We start from the raw sequence: 15,286 nt of genomic DNA, 5'->3' as shown, positions 1-15,286 counted from the left end.
ACTGAATTAATGCATCGCGGACACCTCGTGACGGCGATGGCGGGTGACAAAACCGAGGATAAAGCACATCACAAACACGACGGCATACAGAGCGTTAGCGGTGAACAGCGCCGCCTGCGGGCCGCTGTGCGCCACGATAGGACCGGTGACCACGAAGGTCAACATGGTGCCAATGGTGCCGCAAGTCAGCACAAAGTTAACCAGCTTTGGCGACGCCACTTTCGTCTGCTGGGAGCCCAGCGTAATAATCGTGGTGTAAATGGCGCTTGAGAAAAAGCCCAGCGCGAGGATAAACCACGGCATATGCGCTGGCGTGCCGGTGATAAACAGATACATCAGAACCGCAGCCAGACCGGCGAGCACCGTCAGGATGCGCTGCAAGTCAAAGAAACGCAGGATGACGCTGAATGCCCACATACCGAACATATAAGACATCCAGAAGTTGCTGACCAGCGTACCGGCATCGTTCAGACTCATTCCCAGTCCCTTCGCGTATTCCGGTACCCATGAGATAAAGCCCAACTGGCCCAGGATATAGCACAGCGCGGCAATGGAGAGAAACAGTACGCCGATGCCCCATTTTTCTTTTACTGCCGGTGTATCGCTTTTCGGTGCATGTTTGCCCAGCGCGGGGAATTCACAGCCAAAGGTCAGCAGGAAAATCGCCACATAGACCAGGCCGATGCAGGCATATACCCAGTACCACTCGATGCTGCGGGCCAGCAAAAAGGCGGCAACCATTGGAAAAATCATCCCCGCCATGCTGAAGAAGGAATCGGTAAAAAGCAGGCGCGAGCCGCGCTGACGGCCTTCGTACATCTGGGTGATCAGGAAAGTCCCGATCGACATGGTGATACCGCTTACCACGCCAAGCACGAACATCGCAGCGGAGAACAGCGCCAGACTGTGGCTGAACATCAGTCCGGCCACCGCCAGTACCATCAGGATAAAGCCAAAACGCAGCTGCGTTTTTAGCGGGACGATTTCCATCAGCCAGGCGTTAAGAAAAATGGAGATCAAAATACCGGCGTTCAGGAAGGTGAAGGTATTACTCATACTGGAAACCGGCAGGTTGAAATACTCTGCGATGTTTCCCATCACCATCCCGGTGACAATAACCAGCGCCCCGGTCAGGGCGTAGGAAAGAAAGCTAATCCATGTGAGCTTGATGCGGTTGCTGTTAGTCATGACTGGCCTGTGTTGATACGCACCTGAAAACTGTGTGTATAAGAAAGTAAAGCGCATTGACTGCGCCACGAGCGGGCAGATTTTAGGCGCTTTGGTGATTCATTTAAACTTTTATTGGCAATTAATAAGTGCGTTACATTTTTTATTGTGATCAAAATCACGCATAGACTGACGGTCAGTAAGTTACAGATGTTTCTGGTAAGTAAAAATAGGTAAAGGGATGGCCTTGTCTCTGAAGCCTCTTTAGAATCAAAGCACTTGCTTTTTGTTACCGCTCTCGTTAAGGAATTCTCATGCTCAAATCGACCCTGGCGGCTGTCGCAGCTGTTTTCGCCCTTTCTGCTCTCTCTCCTGCGGCGTTGGCGGCGAAAGGGGATCCGCACGTTCTGCTGACAACCTCTGCCGGTAATATTGAACTGGAACTGAACAGCCAGAAAGCGCCAGTATCAGTGCAGAACTTTGTCGATTACGTGAACAGCGGGTTCTATAACAACACCACGTTCCACCGCGTGATCCCAGGCTTTATGATTCAGGGCGGTGGGTTCAACGAGCAGATGCAGCAGAAGAAGCCGAATCCGCCGATCAAAAACGAAGCCGACAACGGTCTGCGTAATACCCGAGGCACCATTGCGATGGCGCGTACCGCAGACAAGGACAGCGCCACCAGCCAGTTCTTCATCAATGTCGCCGACAACGCCTTTCTCGATCACGGCCAGCGCGACTTCGGATACGCCGTCTTTGGTAAAGTTGTGAAAGGGATGGATGTTGCCGATAAGATCTCTCAGGTTCAGACCAAAGATGTGGGCCCATACCAGAATGTGCCGACAAAACCGGTCGTTATCCTCTCCGCAAAAGTCCTGCCGTAATCCCTTTCGGCGCGGGTGTTTCATGCCCGCGCCTGTTTCCCCTTCCTGCGTAACCGCGTTTTGCCGCTTATACTTGGCAGACACGAGACTATCAGGGAGGCGTAAAGTGAAAAAACTCACCGACAGACAGAAATCCCGGCTCTGGGAGCAGCAGCGCAATACCAATTTTCAGGCCAGCCGCCGTCTTGAGGGCGTCGACAGCCCGCTAGTCACGTTAACCGCGCCAGAGGCGCTGGCACGCCTTAACGAACTCCGGAGGCACTATGAGCGCTAAAATCGGCGACGATCGCGATCCGTATCTTTACCCCGGTCTGAACGTCATGCGTAACCGACTGGGGATCCGCCAGGCGGAGCGGCTGACGCAGGCGGCATGGGAGCTGACGGCGCTGCGGGCGGCAACCATTGAGCTTGGCCCGCTGAAGCGAGGGCTACCGCATTTATGCGCCCTCCATCGCCAGCTGTACCAGGATGTTTTCGACTGGGCAGGGCAATTGCGCGAGGTCGATATTTATCAGGGCGATACCCGCTTTTGCCATTTCGCGTATATCGAGAAAGAAGGCAACGCCCTGATGCAGGATCTGGAAGAGGAAGGGTATCTGGTTGGGCTGCCCAAAGAGAAGTTTGTAAATCGCCTGGCGCATTACTATTGTGAGATCAACGTACTGCACCCGTTCCGCATCGGCAGTGGCATGGCGCAGCGTATTTTCTTTGAACAGTTGGCCATCCACGCGGGCTATTTACTGCACTGGCGGGATATTCCGGTCGATCGCTGGAACCAGGCGAATCAGGAAGGGGCGATGGGTGACCTTAGCGCGCTGGAGGCGATATTTCGGAAAGGGGTAAGCGAAGTCGAGGAAACTGAGTAGAATAGCGCGGTTTTCTTGTACCGGAGCCGCCATGATCCTGCTTATCGACAACTACGATTCGTTTACCTGGAATCTTTACCAGTACTTTTGCGAGCTGGGCGCGGATGTGCTGGTTAAGCGCAATGATGAGCTGACGCTGCCGCAGATTGACGCGCTTGGCCCGCAAAAAATCGTCATCTCCCCCGGTCCTTGTACGCCTGATGACGCTGGCATTTCGCTGGCGGCGATTCGCCATTACGCCGGGCGACGGCCAATGCTTGGCGTCTGTCTTGGGCATCAGGCGATGGCGCAGGCCTTCGGCGCAACGATTGTCCGCGCGGCGAAGGTGATGCATGGCAAAACCTCGCCTGTCCGCCATAACGGGCAGGGGGTGTTTCAGGGATTAGCCAACCCGTTAAGGGTAACCCGTTACCATTCGCTGATTGTTGATCCTGCCACGCTGCCCGCTTGCTTCGAGGTCACCGCCTGGAGCGAGGCGCAGGAGATCATGGGGATTCGCCATACGACCTGGGATCTGGAGGGCGTTCAGTTCCATCCGGAGAGTATTCTCAGCGAGCAGGGGCATCAACTGTTGGCTAATTTCCTTAACCGATGATTTATGGTTGCCATTTAGTGATTTTTTATGCATATTTTGTGATTATTATTTCACATTGTTTTTTGCATAAGTGGATGGGCATGAGATGGCAACTGAACAAACGGCAGTAACTCGCGCAACTTTCGATGAAGTCATTCTGCCAGTTTATGCACCGGCGGACTTTATCCCGGTGAAAGGTAAAGGCAGCCGGGTTTGGGACCAGCAGGGCAAGGACTATGTCGATTTTGCCGGAGGGATTGCAGTTACCGCGCTCGGTCATTGCCACCCGTCGCTGGTGGAAGCGCTGAAAGCGCAGGGCGAAACGCTCTGGCATACCAGTAACGTATTCACCAACGAACCGGCGCTGCGTCTGGGTCGGAAACTTATCGCCGCCACCTTTGCCGAGCGCGTGCTGTTCATGAACTCCGGGACGGAAGCCAACGAAACGGCGTTTAAACTGGCGCGTCATTATGCATGCGTCCGCCATAGCCCCTTCAAAACCAAAATTATCGCCTTCCATAATGCGTTCCACGGTCGTTCGTTGTTTACCGTTTCCGTGGGCGGTCAGCCGAAGTATTCCGATGGTTTCGGCCCAAAACCGGCCGATATCATTCACGTGCCCTTTAACGATCTCCACGCCGTCAGCGCGGTGATGGACGATCACACCTGCGCAGTAGTGGTCGAGCCGGTACAGGGCGAAGGCGGCGTGCTGGCGGCGACGCCGGAATTCCTGCAAGGCCTGCGCAAGCTGTGCGACGAGCATCAGGCGCTGCTGGTGTTTGATGAAGTACAAAGCGGCATGGGGCGCACCGGCGATCTGTTCGCTTATATGCACTATGGCGTGACGCCGGACATTCTGACCAGCGCGAAGGCGTTGGGCGGCGGTTTTCCGGTAAGTGCGGTACTGACCACCCAGGATATCGCTTCGGCATTTCACGTGGGCTCGCATGGTTCTACCTATGGCGGTAACCCGTTGGCCTGTGCGGTTGCGGAGGCGGCGTTCGATATCATCAGTACGCCAGCCGTGTTAAGTGGGGTGCAGACGAAGCGGCAGAAATTTGTTCAGCATCTGCAACAGATCGATGAACGCTTTGACGTTTTCAGCGACATTCGCGGCATGGGCCTGTTGATTGGCGCCGAACTGAAGCCGCAGTATAAGGGGCGCGCGCGTGATTTCCTGTATGCGGCAGCGGAGGCGGGGGTGATGGTGCTCAACGCTGGCCCTGAAGTGATGCGTTTTGCTCCCTCGCTGGTGGTGGAAGAGGCGGATATCGACGAAGGAATGCAGCGTTTCGCGCAAGCCGTCGCGAAAGTCGTAAGCGAATAGGCCGCATAGAGCGTCAGCCTTTCATATCGCGCAACCGGCGGCTGAGCCAGATCCCGTGGTGCGGTCGCTGGCGCCAGGCCACCGACGAAATGGTATGCATGGTATTTAAATGCCCCAGCACACGCTGGAGATGCTGTTCCAGCGTGCTCAATGGCCCGTGGGAGAGCATCTCTGGCGCCTCAAGAATATTCACATCCCCAGAGCTGCCCGGCCCGTCATATTCCAGCCGCTGCTGACAACGCTGGAGCGCAATTTCACACGATTGCAGATATCGTTGGGCCAGATCAGGCGTCAGCATTGTATGTTCTCGCGCCAGGGTGGTCATCGCGTTGATATGCTCGACAATGAACTGGCTGTGGGTGACCCACAGCTTCATATCTTCCAGATAGTGCGTATTAAATCCCGGTTCCTGCATGGCCTGATTCAGCGAGTTAAACAGCGTGTTGTGGGCCTGGTTGACGCGCATTCGTTGGTATGCCAGCGGCGTCGCCTGCGGATCGTCGCTGAGGATCAGGCGGATCGCCTCCTGGTCCGCCTCCAGCGCGTCGTGGGCATTTTTGCGCAACAGACCGCTTTGCCACTGCGGCCACAGCCAGACGGTGCCGCCGAAGGCGATCAGACAGCCGATGATCGTATCGACAAACCGCGGAATGATAAATTGTTCGCCGTTCAGGGTTAACAGTTGCAGGGTGTACACCGCCGTGACGGTAAACCCCACCGTCGCCCAGCCGTAGTTTTTGCGGATAATCAGATAGCTCACCAGGGTGACGAAGAGCATTAAAAGCAGCGTATACCCTTCGGGGATATGAAAGTGCAGCGTCACGCCCGCGACGATGAGTCCCGCCAGCGTTCCGGCCGAACGGTGCAGAATGCGTACGCGCGTTGCGCCGTAGCCATTTTGCGTCACGAACAGTACCGTCATCAGGATCCAGTACGGCTTCGGCAGGTGCAGCGCGGTACCCATCAGGCTGGCGATACTCAGCATGACGCTAATGCGTCCGGCGTTGCGCAGCGCCGGAGACTTCAGCGACAGATAGCTTTTCAGCGCCGGTAGCAGCGGAAGCCGCCGCTGTTTATCCGCCATCAGATCGCGCGCGTAGAGCGGACGCTGGGTGCGAAGCACGCGGGCGATACGGCTGAAATGCCAGTAGCAGAACTGCCCGACGGGGTTATCCGGATGTTGATTGGCGATCTTTTCCAGCGCGCCGATTTGCTTCTGCATGGTGAAGCGCGTGGGCAGGCGATGGTACAGAATGTCATCCGCCAGCACTCTCAGACGCGTGGCGACGGTTTGCGCGTTCCAGCGGATCACCTGTTCGGCGTGGCTGCGCTCGACCAGTTTTTGCACCTCTTCCGGCTGGTGCAGGCTGACTGAGATATGTTCTTGCAGATCCAGCGCTTCCTGGAAGGCGCGCAGCATCCGTTTGTAATCGTTATTGTGATGCGCCGACAGCATATGCATTTGCTGGTAGCACTGGGTGATCAGGTCAACCGCTTTCTGCTGGCGCACCAGCAGCGGCGGTAGGGCTTTTTCCGGATCGGTGTGCTGGGTTAGCATGCTGTATTTCGCTTCGCAGTAATCTGCCAGTTCGCGATACAGCAGGCTTAGCGATTCGCGCAGCGGCTGTTCGCGCCACAACCAGAACCAGAACCAGTTAAACAGTCCATACCACAATGTCCCCAGCGCATAGATCAGCAGCGGCTCCCACACTGGCATATTTCCCGCCAGACTAAGGGTAAAAATTGCGGCGATCAGCGAAGCGGGAAGCAGGCGGGCGTGAAGCGAGCTTAACTCCGCGGTGACGCCGAGGAGCAGCGTCAACCCGGTCAGAATCAGCGGCAACGGCACCGCCTGCGCCAACAACAGTTGCATCGCCAGGCTACACCCGGCAAACAGCGAGGCGCCAATGACCAGGCGCTTGAAGAAGCGCTTGTGCGGCGTATCAAGCCCGGCAATGTTACAGCAGGCGGGAACGAGGGAGAAAAGCAGGCCCAGATGCAGTTGGCCTATCAGCAGGCCGACGGCCACGGGCAAACAGAGCACCAGCGTCTGACGTAGTGCGTAGTTGATCTCAGGGTGATAAATCAGTCTGCGCCACATCGGGAAAACAAAAATAGCGCGCTACCAGGTAACGCGCCATTTCCGACGGGATTAACGAGTGCCGTAAACGACGATGGTCTTACCGTGCGCGGAGATCAGGTTTTGATCTTCCAGCATCTTCAGGATACGACCAACGGTTTCGCGAGAGCAGCCAACGATCTGGCCAATCTCCTGGCGGGTAATTTTGATCTGCATACCGTCCGGGTGGGTCATTGCATCGGGTTGTTTCGCCAGGTTCAACAGCGTCTGGGCGATACGACCGGTCACGTCAAGGAAGGCCAGGTTACCGACTTTCTCTGATGTGACCTGCAGGCGGCGAGCCATCTGGGAAGAGAGACGCATCAGAATATCCGGGTTCACCTGGATCAACTGGCGGAATTTCTTGTAGGAAATTTCAGCCACTTCACATGCAGTTTTAGCACGTACCCATGCGCTACGTTCCTGGCCTTCTTCAAACAGGCCCAGTTCGCCAATAAAATCACCCTGATTCAGATAAGAAAGGATCATTTCTTTACCTTCCTCATCTTTAATCAACACTGCCACAGAGCCTTTAACGATGTAGTACAACGTTTCTGCTTTTTCACCCTGGTGAATCAGCGTGCTCTTCGACGGGTACTTATGAATGTGGCAATGAGACAAGAACCATTCGAGAGTCGGGTCTGTTTGCGGTTTGCCAAGCACCATGCGCGATTATCCTCTGTTATAAGCTGTCTCCAGAGCCAGAAAACGGCGCTGTCTCTGGGGTTGCAAAAATGTGCTTCCCGCTTCCTGGGAAGAGGCTGTCAATAACGGACAGCAGCCTTTAATGTGAAGTCCTCTGCATACATGCAGTACGTCAATGTATTACTGTAGCATCCTGACTGTTTTAGCATAGCTTTAGCCGTGTGTCTCCTGGTGTCTCGCTTCAGCATGACGCAGGTCGCCTTCCGTTGCGAGAATTGTTATGTACGCGTAATCTGTCAGGAAAATTGACGCACTGGAGTAAAAAAATATGCAAGCGCGTGTGAAATGGGTTGAAGGGTTAACCTTCCTGGGCGAGTCGGCTTCCGGACACCAGATCCTGATGGACGGCAATTCGGGAGATAAAGCGCCCAGCCCGATGGAAATGGTGTTAATGGCCGCGGGCGGCTGTAGCGCTATCGACGTGGTCTCCATTCTGCAAAAAGGACGTCAGGATGTGACCAACTGCGAAGTAAAACTGACCTCCGAGCGTCGTGAAGAAGCGCCGCGCCTGTTTACCCACATCAATCTGCATTTCATCGTGACGGGGCATGATTTAAAAGACGCCGCGGTGGCGCGGGCGGTAGATCTTTCCGCCGAAAAGTATTGTTCCGTGGCGCTGATGCTGGAAAAAGCGGTGAATATTACCCACTCGTATGAAGTCATTGCCGCCTGATAATTTTTACCTGATGGCGCTGCGCTCGACTGCCTTATGGCACAATCGGGCCAGCCGCCATTGAGGCTTATTCGATCTTCTTGCCTTCCATCAGGCGCTGTACCAGCGGCAGCATGATCAGTTCCATCGCCAGACCCATTTTGCCGCCCGGCACCACCAGCGTATTGATGTGAGAAATAAACGAACCTTGCAGCATCGCCAGCAGCCAGGGGAAATCGATACCTTCGAGATTGCGGAAATGTATCACCACAAAACTCTCATCAAGCGAGGGAATGCCGCGTGCGGCGAATGGGTTTGAGGTATCCACCGTCGGGACCCGCTGGAAGTTGATGTGGGTACGGGAAAACTGTGGCGTGATGTAGTTGATGTAATCGTCCATTGAGCGCACCACGGAGTCCATCACCGCCTCGCGGGAATGTCCACGCTCGCTGGTGTCGCGGATCAGTTTCTGGATCCACTCCAGGTTGACGATGGGCACAACCCCCACCAGCAAATCCACATGGCGCGCCACCTCATGCTGTGGCGTCACCACGCCGCCGTGCAGCCCTTCATAAAACAGGACGTCGGTCGGCTCCGGCAGCGGCTGCCAGGGCGTGAAGGTGCCAGGCACCTGATTCCAGGGTACGGCTTCGTCGTAGGTATGCAGATATTTGCGCGACTGGCCTTTGCCCGTCTGCCCGTATTCAATGAAGGTCTGTTCCAGCAGGCCGAAGTCATTGGCTTCGGGGCCGAAATAGCTGATATGCCGTCCGGCATCGCGCGCCTTGCGGATCGCCATGTCCATTTCCGGGCGGGTATAACGATGAAAACTGTCGCCTTCCACCTCGGCCGCGCGCAGGTTGAGCTGGGCAAAAATTTTACGGAACGCGAGGCTGGTGGTGGTGGTCCCCGCGCCGCTGGATCCTGTTACCGCAATCACCGGATGTTTGGCAGACATAACAACTCCATGAGTAGGTTAGGTTTTTTATTATAGTCGGCCGAGGATACAGGCTTATTCGCGGAACTGTTTACGCGGCATGATGTTGACCGTTTCGTGCAATTCAGACCAGACCAGAACCGCTTCTCCGCACTGCAACTGACGTTTAACGTCGGCGACCTTTTGCTCAAGTGAGCGTTCATGTTCACCATAATCGGTGCCTTCGCGCAACACAAAGCTTTCGATTAAGTTGTCCAGCGTCTCGGGAGAGAGCTCCTGCCAGGGGATCATCATCTTGGTACCTCCAGATACGTTGTCAGCCAGTCGGGAATACGCGCCTCCAGCCACATCTCAGGGTGACGCAGCGTGCCGCCGATAAACCCAACGTGTCCGCCATGTTCCGTTAGCTGATACTCCACCTGCGGCGGCAAATCGTCGGCTTTGGGGATCACGTGATGATCCATAAACGGATCGTCTTTGGCGTGGATGATCAGCGTCGGGATGGCGATCCGGTTGAGTAAGGGCATCGCGCTACACTGACGATAATAGTCGATAGCGTCGGCAAAACCGTGAATTTTGGCGGTGATGAGATCGTCAAACTCGCGAATGCGGCGCAGGGATTTCAACTGCGCAAGATCGACTGGCAGGGAGCCCGGATACGCCGCCAGTTTGCGCGACGCGTTCGCCTTCAGCAAATTGAGCAGATAACGCTGATAAACGCGGGAAAAGCCTTTATCCATATGGTAACTGCACGCTTCCAGCACGAAGGGGGCGGAAACAATCACCGCAGCCTCTATCGGGATGTTTTTCCCTTCTTTTGCCAGCAGGCAGGCCAGCATATTGCCCCCCAGCGAATAGCCCACCGCCGCGGTTGGCGCGTGGCCAAATTCGCGACGCAGCCAGTGTAGAAACCAGGCGCCGTCTTCGGTTTCGCCAGAGTGATAAATACGGTTCATGCGGTTTGGCTCGCCGCTGCAGCCGCGAAAATGCATCACTACTCCAAGCCAGCCGCGTTTTTGCGCCGCTTCAATCAGGCCATGGGCATACGGGCTGTTCAGACTGCCTTCCAGACCGTGAAAGACGACCAGACGAGGTTTGTGTTTCGCGGACGCCGGATCTTCACTCCAGGCCAGATCGACAAAGTCACCGTCAGGTAACTCCAGCCGCTGCCAGTGGGGGGCAAAATTCACTTTGCGGCGGATCAGGCGCGGCAGCATGGTCTGCAAATGGCGGTTACGAATACCACGCATTGGGCGAAATTCACGCGAGTTTACGGCGGTGAGTTGAAGGTCTGACGAAGTTATTTGGCTCATAACGGCTGCGATGGTCTCTCATTATCAGCCGTCTACTATACCGCCACTTGCCTGTTGTGTTTATGAAAAATGCATAGCTCAGGATGGCGTCTGGAATGGAGTAGTTGATCCTCATCACAAATTGTTACTTCAATTATTACTCTCAGGCTAACGATCCCTCTCTACGCTTAATTGATGACTTTCTCACCAGAGCGCACACTCATTAGCGTGTTAAGCAATCAAAATGATTAGCTGAATCAGGAGGTTAATAATGTTATCTGGGCAAACACCCGCACGCGTCTGGAATACCCGCCGCACCGAGAAGCAGCGGCGTCTGGCTTCCATACCGGTGCAGGGCAAGGTACTGCCTACCGCAGACCTGACCGCGATGCTGGAAAAACTGATCGCGCCGGGTGACCGCGTGGTATTAGAAGGCAATAACCAGAAGCAGGCAGATTTCCTGTCCCGCATGCTGGCTGAAGTGAATCCCGAAAAAGTGCACGACCTGCACATGATTATGCCAAGCGTGGGCCGCAGCGAACATCTGGATATCTTTGAGAAAGGCATCGCCCGCAAGCTGGATTTTTCCTTCTCCGGTACGCAAAGCCTGCGCATTTCGCAGCTGCTGGAAGATGGCCAGCTCGAAATCGGTGCGATTCACACCTACATCGAACTTTACTCCCGCCTGTATGTTGACCTGGCGCCAAACGTGGCGCTGATTGCCGGGTTTAAAGCGGACCGTAAAGGTAACCTCTATACCGGGGCGAGTACCGAAGATACCCCGGCGCTGGTGGAAGCCGCCGCGTTCCACGACGGCATCGTCATCGCACAGGTGAACGAGCTGGTGGACGACGAATGTGACCTGCCGCGCGTCGATATTCCGGGCTCGTGGATCGATTACGTGGTGGTGGCGGATAAGCCGTTCTTCATTGAGCCGCTCTTCACCCGCGACCCGCGCCTGATTAAACAGGAACACATCCTGATGGCGATGATGGCGATTAAAGGCATCTACGCGGAACACCAGGTGCAGTCCCTCAACCACGGGATTGGCTTTAACACCGCGGCGATTGAACTGCTGTTGCCCACCTACGGCGAACAGCTCGGCCTGAAGGGCAAAATCTGTAAACACTGGACGCTGAACCCGCATCCAACGCTGATCCCGGCAATCGAAAGCGGCTGGGTGGAGAGCGTGCACTGCTTCGGCGGCGAGCTGGGGATGGAAGAGTACATTCGCGCCCGTCCGGACGTGTTCTTTACCGGTGCCGACGGCTCCATGCGGTCTAACCGCGCCTTCTGCCAGCTGGCAGGCCAGTACGCGGTCGATATGTTTATCGGCTCTACGCTGCAGGTTGATGGCTACGCTAACTCCTCAACCGTCACCCGCGGTCGCCTCTCCGGCTTCGGCGGCGCGCCAAACATGGGCCACGATCCGCACGGTCGCCGCCACGCCACGCCGGCCTGGCTGAACATGATCACCGAGCCTGACCCAATGCAGCGCGGTAAAAAACTGGTCGTGCAGATGGTGGAAACCTTCCAGGCGGGCGTGAAGCCAACCTTCGTGGAAAAACTGGACGCCGTTGACGTCGCGAAAGCCTCCGGTATGCCGCTGGCGCCGGTCATGATTTACGGCGATGACGTGACCCACGTGCTGACGGAAGAGGGGATTGCTTACCTCTACCGGGCGAAAGATCTGGAAGAGCGTCGCGCCATGGTCGCCGCCGTGGCGGGCATCACCGATATCGGTCTGGGCGTGGATGCCAAACGCGTGGCGGAACTGCGCCAGAGCGGCAAAGTAGTCTATCCGGAAGATATGGGGATTCGCCGCACCGATGCCACCCGCTCTCTGCTGGCGGCGGGCAGCGTGGCCGACCTCGTTGAGTGGTCCGGCGGCCTGTACAACCCACCTGCGAAATTCCGGAGCTGGTAATGAAACTTCTGCCCCGGATCCAGGTTGAAGGCGGTGCCGAATGGCTGGCGCGAACCGCCACGCAGTGTCTGATTGACGAAGCACGTTTAAGCCCGAAACCCGGTCTGGTGGACAGTCGGGGGAACGGCGCGCACCACGATTTATCGCTTGCGCTGATGGAGCGCTCCGCGCACAGCCTGACTCCCACGTTTCAGGCGCTGGCGCAGCAAAGCTGGCAGCGTCCGGCGGATATTGCCCTCAGGCAAACCATAGGGCGACTCGGTCGCGACGGAGAGCAGCAGATGATGGCCGCTACCGACGGCGTGAACACCCACCGTGGCGCGATCTGGGCGCTGGGGCTGCTGGTGAGCGCGGTGGCGATGCTGGGCGGTGATGCCAGCGCGCAGGCCGTCGCTAACACCGCCGCCCGGCTGGCGAAACTCCCGGACGACGCGGCGCCGAAGGTGTTCAGCAAGGGGTTGCGCGCCACGCACCGATACCGCGTGCCCGGCGCGCGTGAAGAGGCGCAGCAGGCGTTTCCGCACATCATGCAGCGCGCGCTGCCGCAGCTTCGCCTGAGCCGCCTTAACGGCAGCAGCGAAACGCACGCCAGACTCGACGCGCTGATGGCAATAATGACCTCGCTCACCGATACCTGCGTGCTGTCGCGCGCCGGAATGGAGGGGCTTGACGCCATGCAGAACGGCGCCCGGGCGGTGCTGAATGCCGGAGGATGCGCAACGCTCGCGGGGCAGCAGGCGCTGGCGCAGTTAGACCGCCAGATGCTGACGCTTAACGCCTCACCGGGCGGCGCCGCAGACCTGCTTGCGGCCACGCTGTTTCTCGATCGCGTCGAAACGCCATATTCAAAGCATTAAGAGGATGTTATGGAAAAAATTACATTGACCGTGCCCGCCCGCCGCGAAGTCAGCGGCAGAGCGCTGGCAGGCGTCGTCGGCTCCGGGGATATGGAGGTGCTCTTCACCGCCGAACCGGGCCAGACCTTGACCGTTGATATCACCACCTCCGTCGACAACAGCCGCGGACGCTGGGAGGCGTTGTTCAGCCGCCTGGAAACCGTCAGCAGCCTGCCCGCAGGCAAACTGACCATCCACGACTTCGGCGCGACGCCGGGCGTGGCGCGCATTCGTATTGAACAGGTGTTTGAAGGGGTGAGCCATGCGTGATGACAGCAGCTTTATCGAATTAAAAGCGCGCCAGCGTGCTCAGGCGCTGCTCGACGAGGGCAGCTACCGCGAACTGCTGGATCCGTTTGAAGGCATTATCTCTCCGTGGCTTGGGCCACAGGGCATTGTGCCGCAGGCCGATGACGGCATGGTGGTCGCGAAAGGGACCATCAACGGCCAGCCAGCGGTAGTCGTGGCGATTGAAGGGACCTTCCAGGGCGGCAGCATGGGCGAAGTCTCCGGCGCCAAAATGGCGGCGGCGCTGGAGCTGGCGGCGGAAGATAACCGCAACGGCATTCCGACGCAGGCGGTACTGTGCCTCGAGACCGGCGGCGTGCGCCTGCAGGAAGCCAACCTCGGCCTGGCGGCGATTGCCGATATCCACGCCGCGATCGTTGACCTGCGTCGTTATACCCCGGTCGTCGGGATTGTGGCCGGAACCGTGGGCTGCTTCGGCGGGATGTCTATCGCCGCGGCGCTGTGCAGCTACCTGATTGTGACCCGCGAAGCGCGTCTCGGCCTCAACGGCCCGCAGGTTATTGAGCAGGAAGCGGGCATTGAAGAGTACGACTCCCGCGACCGGCCGTTTATCTGGAGCATGACCGGCGGCGAAGTACGCTATGAAAGCGGGCTGGTGGACGCGCTGGTAGGCGACGGCGTGAACGCGGTGAAAGCCGCGATGAACGAGGCCATCGCGAAAGGCGTACCGGCGAAACATCGCACCGATAACTATGACGATTACCTGAACCGTCTGACGAATTTCGACACCCGCAAACAGGCCGATGCCGAACAGATTAACGCGCTTTTTGCCCGGGAGGTGAAATGATGAGTAACGCAATAAGCCGTGGCGAACGCTGGCTGGAAACGCTCGCCCCGAACGCCAAACGTATTGAGGGGCTGTGCCCGTCCGTGCAGGCGGCAGACGGTGAGCTGAACGGTGAAACGGTGCGTTTTGTCGCCGTGGTGCCGGATGCCAACAACCACTTCCCGCGCGCGGCGAAAGGGGAAGTCGGTCTGCTGGAAGGCTGGACGCTGGCGAAAGTGGTCAGCGAAACCGTCGCGGCGGATGCTGATAAAGCCGTGAAGCGCCCGATAGTGGCGGTAATCGACGTCCCAAGCCAGGCCTATGGCCGTCGCGAAGAGGCGTTTGGTATCCACCAGGCGCTGGCGGGAGCCGCTGCCGCCTACGCCAACGCGCGTCTGGCGGGTCATCCGGTGATTGGTCTTATCGTCGGTAAGGCAATGTCCGGCGCGTTTCTGGCGCACGGCTACCAGGCTAACCGTCTGATTGCCTTTAACGATAAAGGCGTGCTGATCCACGCGATGGGCAAAGAGTCTGCGGCGCGCATTACGCTGCGTACCGTTGACGCGCTGGAAAAACTGGCGGCAACCATTCCGCCCATGGCGTATGACATCAGCAACTACGCCACGCTGGGGCTGCTTTCCGACCTGCTGGACATCAGCAACCCGGATGCCCCATCCGATAACGATCTGACGCAGGTGAAAACTACCCTGCAACAGGCCATCAGTGACGCGCGTCAGGACACCACGCTGAAAAGCCGTCTGGGTGCTGACAATCGCCGCAGCTCGGCGCTCGTACGCGAACGTATGCGAGCCAGCTGGTAAGTAATTAAGACCTGCCGAATGTTCGGCTCCGTGGGCGCACG

The 15,286-nt window shown here is 57.3% G+C and carries 17 protein-coding genes; 11 read left to right on the top strand and 6 right to left on the bottom strand.

The genetic code is table 11. The features are described 5' to 3' along the window. Window positions 1-6: 6 nt before the first annotated feature. The gene (gene tsgA / locus CSE01S_RS07620; protein ID WP_042286325.1) at window positions 7-1,188 is read right to left on the bottom strand and encodes an MFS transporter TsgA; all 1,182 of its coding nucleotides are present in this window, start codon (window positions 1,186-1,188) and stop codon (window positions 7-9) included. A 293-nt stretch (window positions 1,189-1,481) separates the two neighbouring features. On the opposite strand from tsgA, the gene ppiA reads away from it, so the two are divergent. The 5 genes from ppiA (at window position 1,482) to argD (ending at window position 4,821) form a co-directional block, all read left to right on the top strand. Then, entirely contained in the window at window positions 1,482-2,054 is a 573-nt protein-coding gene (gene ppiA / locus CSE01S_RS07615; protein ID WP_042286322.1) for a peptidylprolyl isomerase A, read from the top strand. 106 nt (window positions 2,055-2,160) lie between these two features. Continuing rightward, window positions 2,161-2,328 carry a FicA/YhfG family antitoxin gene (ficA, locus tag CSE01S_RS07610; protein WP_042286318.1) on the top strand — a complete coding sequence of 56 codons (168 nt, stop codon included), beginning with the start codon at window positions 2,161-2,163 and terminating at the stop codon, window positions 2,326-2,328. Next, entirely contained in the window at window positions 2,318-2,920 is a 603-nt protein-coding gene (locus CSE01S_RS07605; RefSeq protein ID WP_042286314.1) for a putative adenosine monophosphate-protein transferase Fic, read from the top strand. Before ficA ends, CSE01S_RS07605 begins: the two co-directional genes overlap by 11 nt. A gap of 31 nt (window positions 2,921-2,951) precedes the next feature. Next, window positions 2,952-3,515, top strand: coding sequence for an aminodeoxychorismate synthase component 2 (gene pabA / locus CSE01S_RS07600; protein WP_042286311.1), 564 nt, complete (start codon window positions 2,952-2,954; stop codon window positions 3,513-3,515). A gap of 85 nt (window positions 3,516-3,600) precedes the next feature. After that, a complete protein-coding gene (gene argD / locus CSE01S_RS07595; RefSeq protein ID WP_042286309.1) occupies window positions 3,601-4,821 on the top strand; it encodes a bifunctional acetylornithine/succinyldiaminopimelate transaminase in 1,221 nt (406 codons plus the stop codon). Window positions 4,822-4,834: 13 nt separating this feature from the next. Here argD and CSE01S_RS07590 read toward each other — a convergent pair whose 3' ends face one another. Both CSE01S_RS07590 and crp read right to left on the bottom strand, forming a co-directional pair. Beyond that, window positions 4,835-6,922, bottom strand: coding sequence for a YccS/YhfK family putative transporter (locus tag CSE01S_RS07590; protein ID WP_042286307.1), 2,088 nt, complete (start codon window positions 6,920-6,922; stop codon window positions 4,835-4,837). Between the two features lie 51 nt (window positions 6,923-6,973). Further along, window positions 6,974-7,606: a cAMP-activated global transcriptional regulator CRP gene (gene crp, locus CSE01S_RS07585; protein ID WP_000242758.1), complete on the bottom strand. Its 633-nt coding sequence runs from the start codon at window positions 7,604-7,606 to the stop codon at window positions 6,974-6,976. Between the two features lie 307 nt (window positions 7,607-7,913). On the opposite strand from crp, the gene CSE01S_RS07580 reads away from it, so the two are divergent. Then, a complete protein-coding gene (locus CSE01S_RS07580) occupies window positions 7,914-8,318 on the top strand; it encodes an OsmC family protein (protein WP_042286302.1) in 405 nt (134 codons plus the stop codon). A 67-nt stretch (window positions 8,319-8,385) separates the two neighbouring features. On the opposite strand, the gene CSE01S_RS07575 is transcribed toward CSE01S_RS07580, so the two are convergent. The 3 genes from CSE01S_RS07575 to CSE01S_RS07565 are packed head-to-tail and all read right to left on the bottom strand — an operon-like array spanning window position 8,386 to window position 10,547. Then, complete coding sequence (locus CSE01S_RS07575) at window positions 8,386-9,255, bottom strand: phosphoribulokinase (RefSeq protein ID WP_042286299.1); 870 nt, start codon at window positions 9,253-9,255, stop codon at window positions 8,386-8,388. 54 nt (window positions 9,256-9,309) lie between these two features. Beyond that, window positions 9,310-9,528: a YheU family protein gene (locus CSE01S_RS07570; protein WP_042286296.1), complete on the bottom strand. Its 219-nt coding sequence runs from the start codon at window positions 9,526-9,528 to the stop codon at window positions 9,310-9,312. Continuing rightward, window positions 9,525-10,547 (bottom strand): hydrolase, encoded by a 1,023-nt coding sequence (locus CSE01S_RS07565; protein WP_042286293.1) that lies wholly within the window; start codon window positions 10,545-10,547, stop codon window positions 9,525-9,527. The genes CSE01S_RS07570 and CSE01S_RS07565 overlap by 4 nt, the downstream gene beginning before the upstream one ends. A gap of 250 nt (window positions 10,548-10,797) precedes the next feature. Here CSE01S_RS07565 and mdcA point away from each other — a divergent pair, with 250 nt between their 5' ends. From mdcA to mdcE, 5 genes are read left to right on the top strand one after another with little or no spacing between them, the layout of a single operon-like run. Beyond that, window positions 10,798-12,453 (top strand): malonate decarboxylase subunit alpha, encoded by a 1,656-nt coding sequence (mdcA, locus tag CSE01S_RS07560; RefSeq protein ID WP_042286290.1) that lies wholly within the window; start codon window positions 10,798-10,800, stop codon window positions 12,451-12,453. Further along, window positions 12,453-13,310: a triphosphoribosyl-dephospho-CoA synthase gene (locus CSE01S_RS07555; protein ID WP_042286288.1), complete on the top strand. Its 858-nt coding sequence runs from the start codon at window positions 12,453-12,455 to the stop codon at window positions 13,308-13,310. Before mdcA ends, CSE01S_RS07555 begins: the two co-directional genes overlap by 1 nt. A gap of 9 nt (window positions 13,311-13,319) precedes the next feature. After that, on the top strand, window positions 13,320-13,619 hold the full coding sequence (gene mdcC / locus CSE01S_RS07550; RefSeq protein WP_042286285.1) for a malonate decarboxylase acyl carrier protein: 300 nt from the start codon (window positions 13,320-13,322) through the stop codon (window positions 13,617-13,619). After that, window positions 13,612-14,445, top strand: coding sequence for a biotin-independent malonate decarboxylase subunit beta (locus CSE01S_RS07545; protein ID WP_042286283.1), 834 nt, complete (start codon window positions 13,612-13,614; stop codon window positions 14,443-14,445). The genes mdcC and CSE01S_RS07545 overlap by 8 nt, the downstream gene beginning before the upstream one ends. Beyond that, window positions 14,445-15,245, top strand: coding sequence for a biotin-independent malonate decarboxylase subunit gamma (mdcE, locus tag CSE01S_RS07540; protein ID WP_042286936.1), 801 nt, complete (start codon window positions 14,445-14,447; stop codon window positions 15,243-15,245). The genes CSE01S_RS07545 and mdcE overlap by 1 nt, the downstream gene beginning before the upstream one ends. The last annotated feature ends 41 nt before the right edge of the window (window positions 15,246-15,286 follow it).

The organism is Citrobacter sedlakii NBRC 105722, assembly GCF_000759835.1.
Lineage (GTDB): Bacteria > Pseudomonadota > Gammaproteobacteria > Enterobacterales > Enterobacteriaceae > Citrobacter_A > Citrobacter_A sedlakii.
Note: the sequence above shows the minus strand (reverse complement) of the source record. Positions and strands in the feature narration are given on the sequence as shown.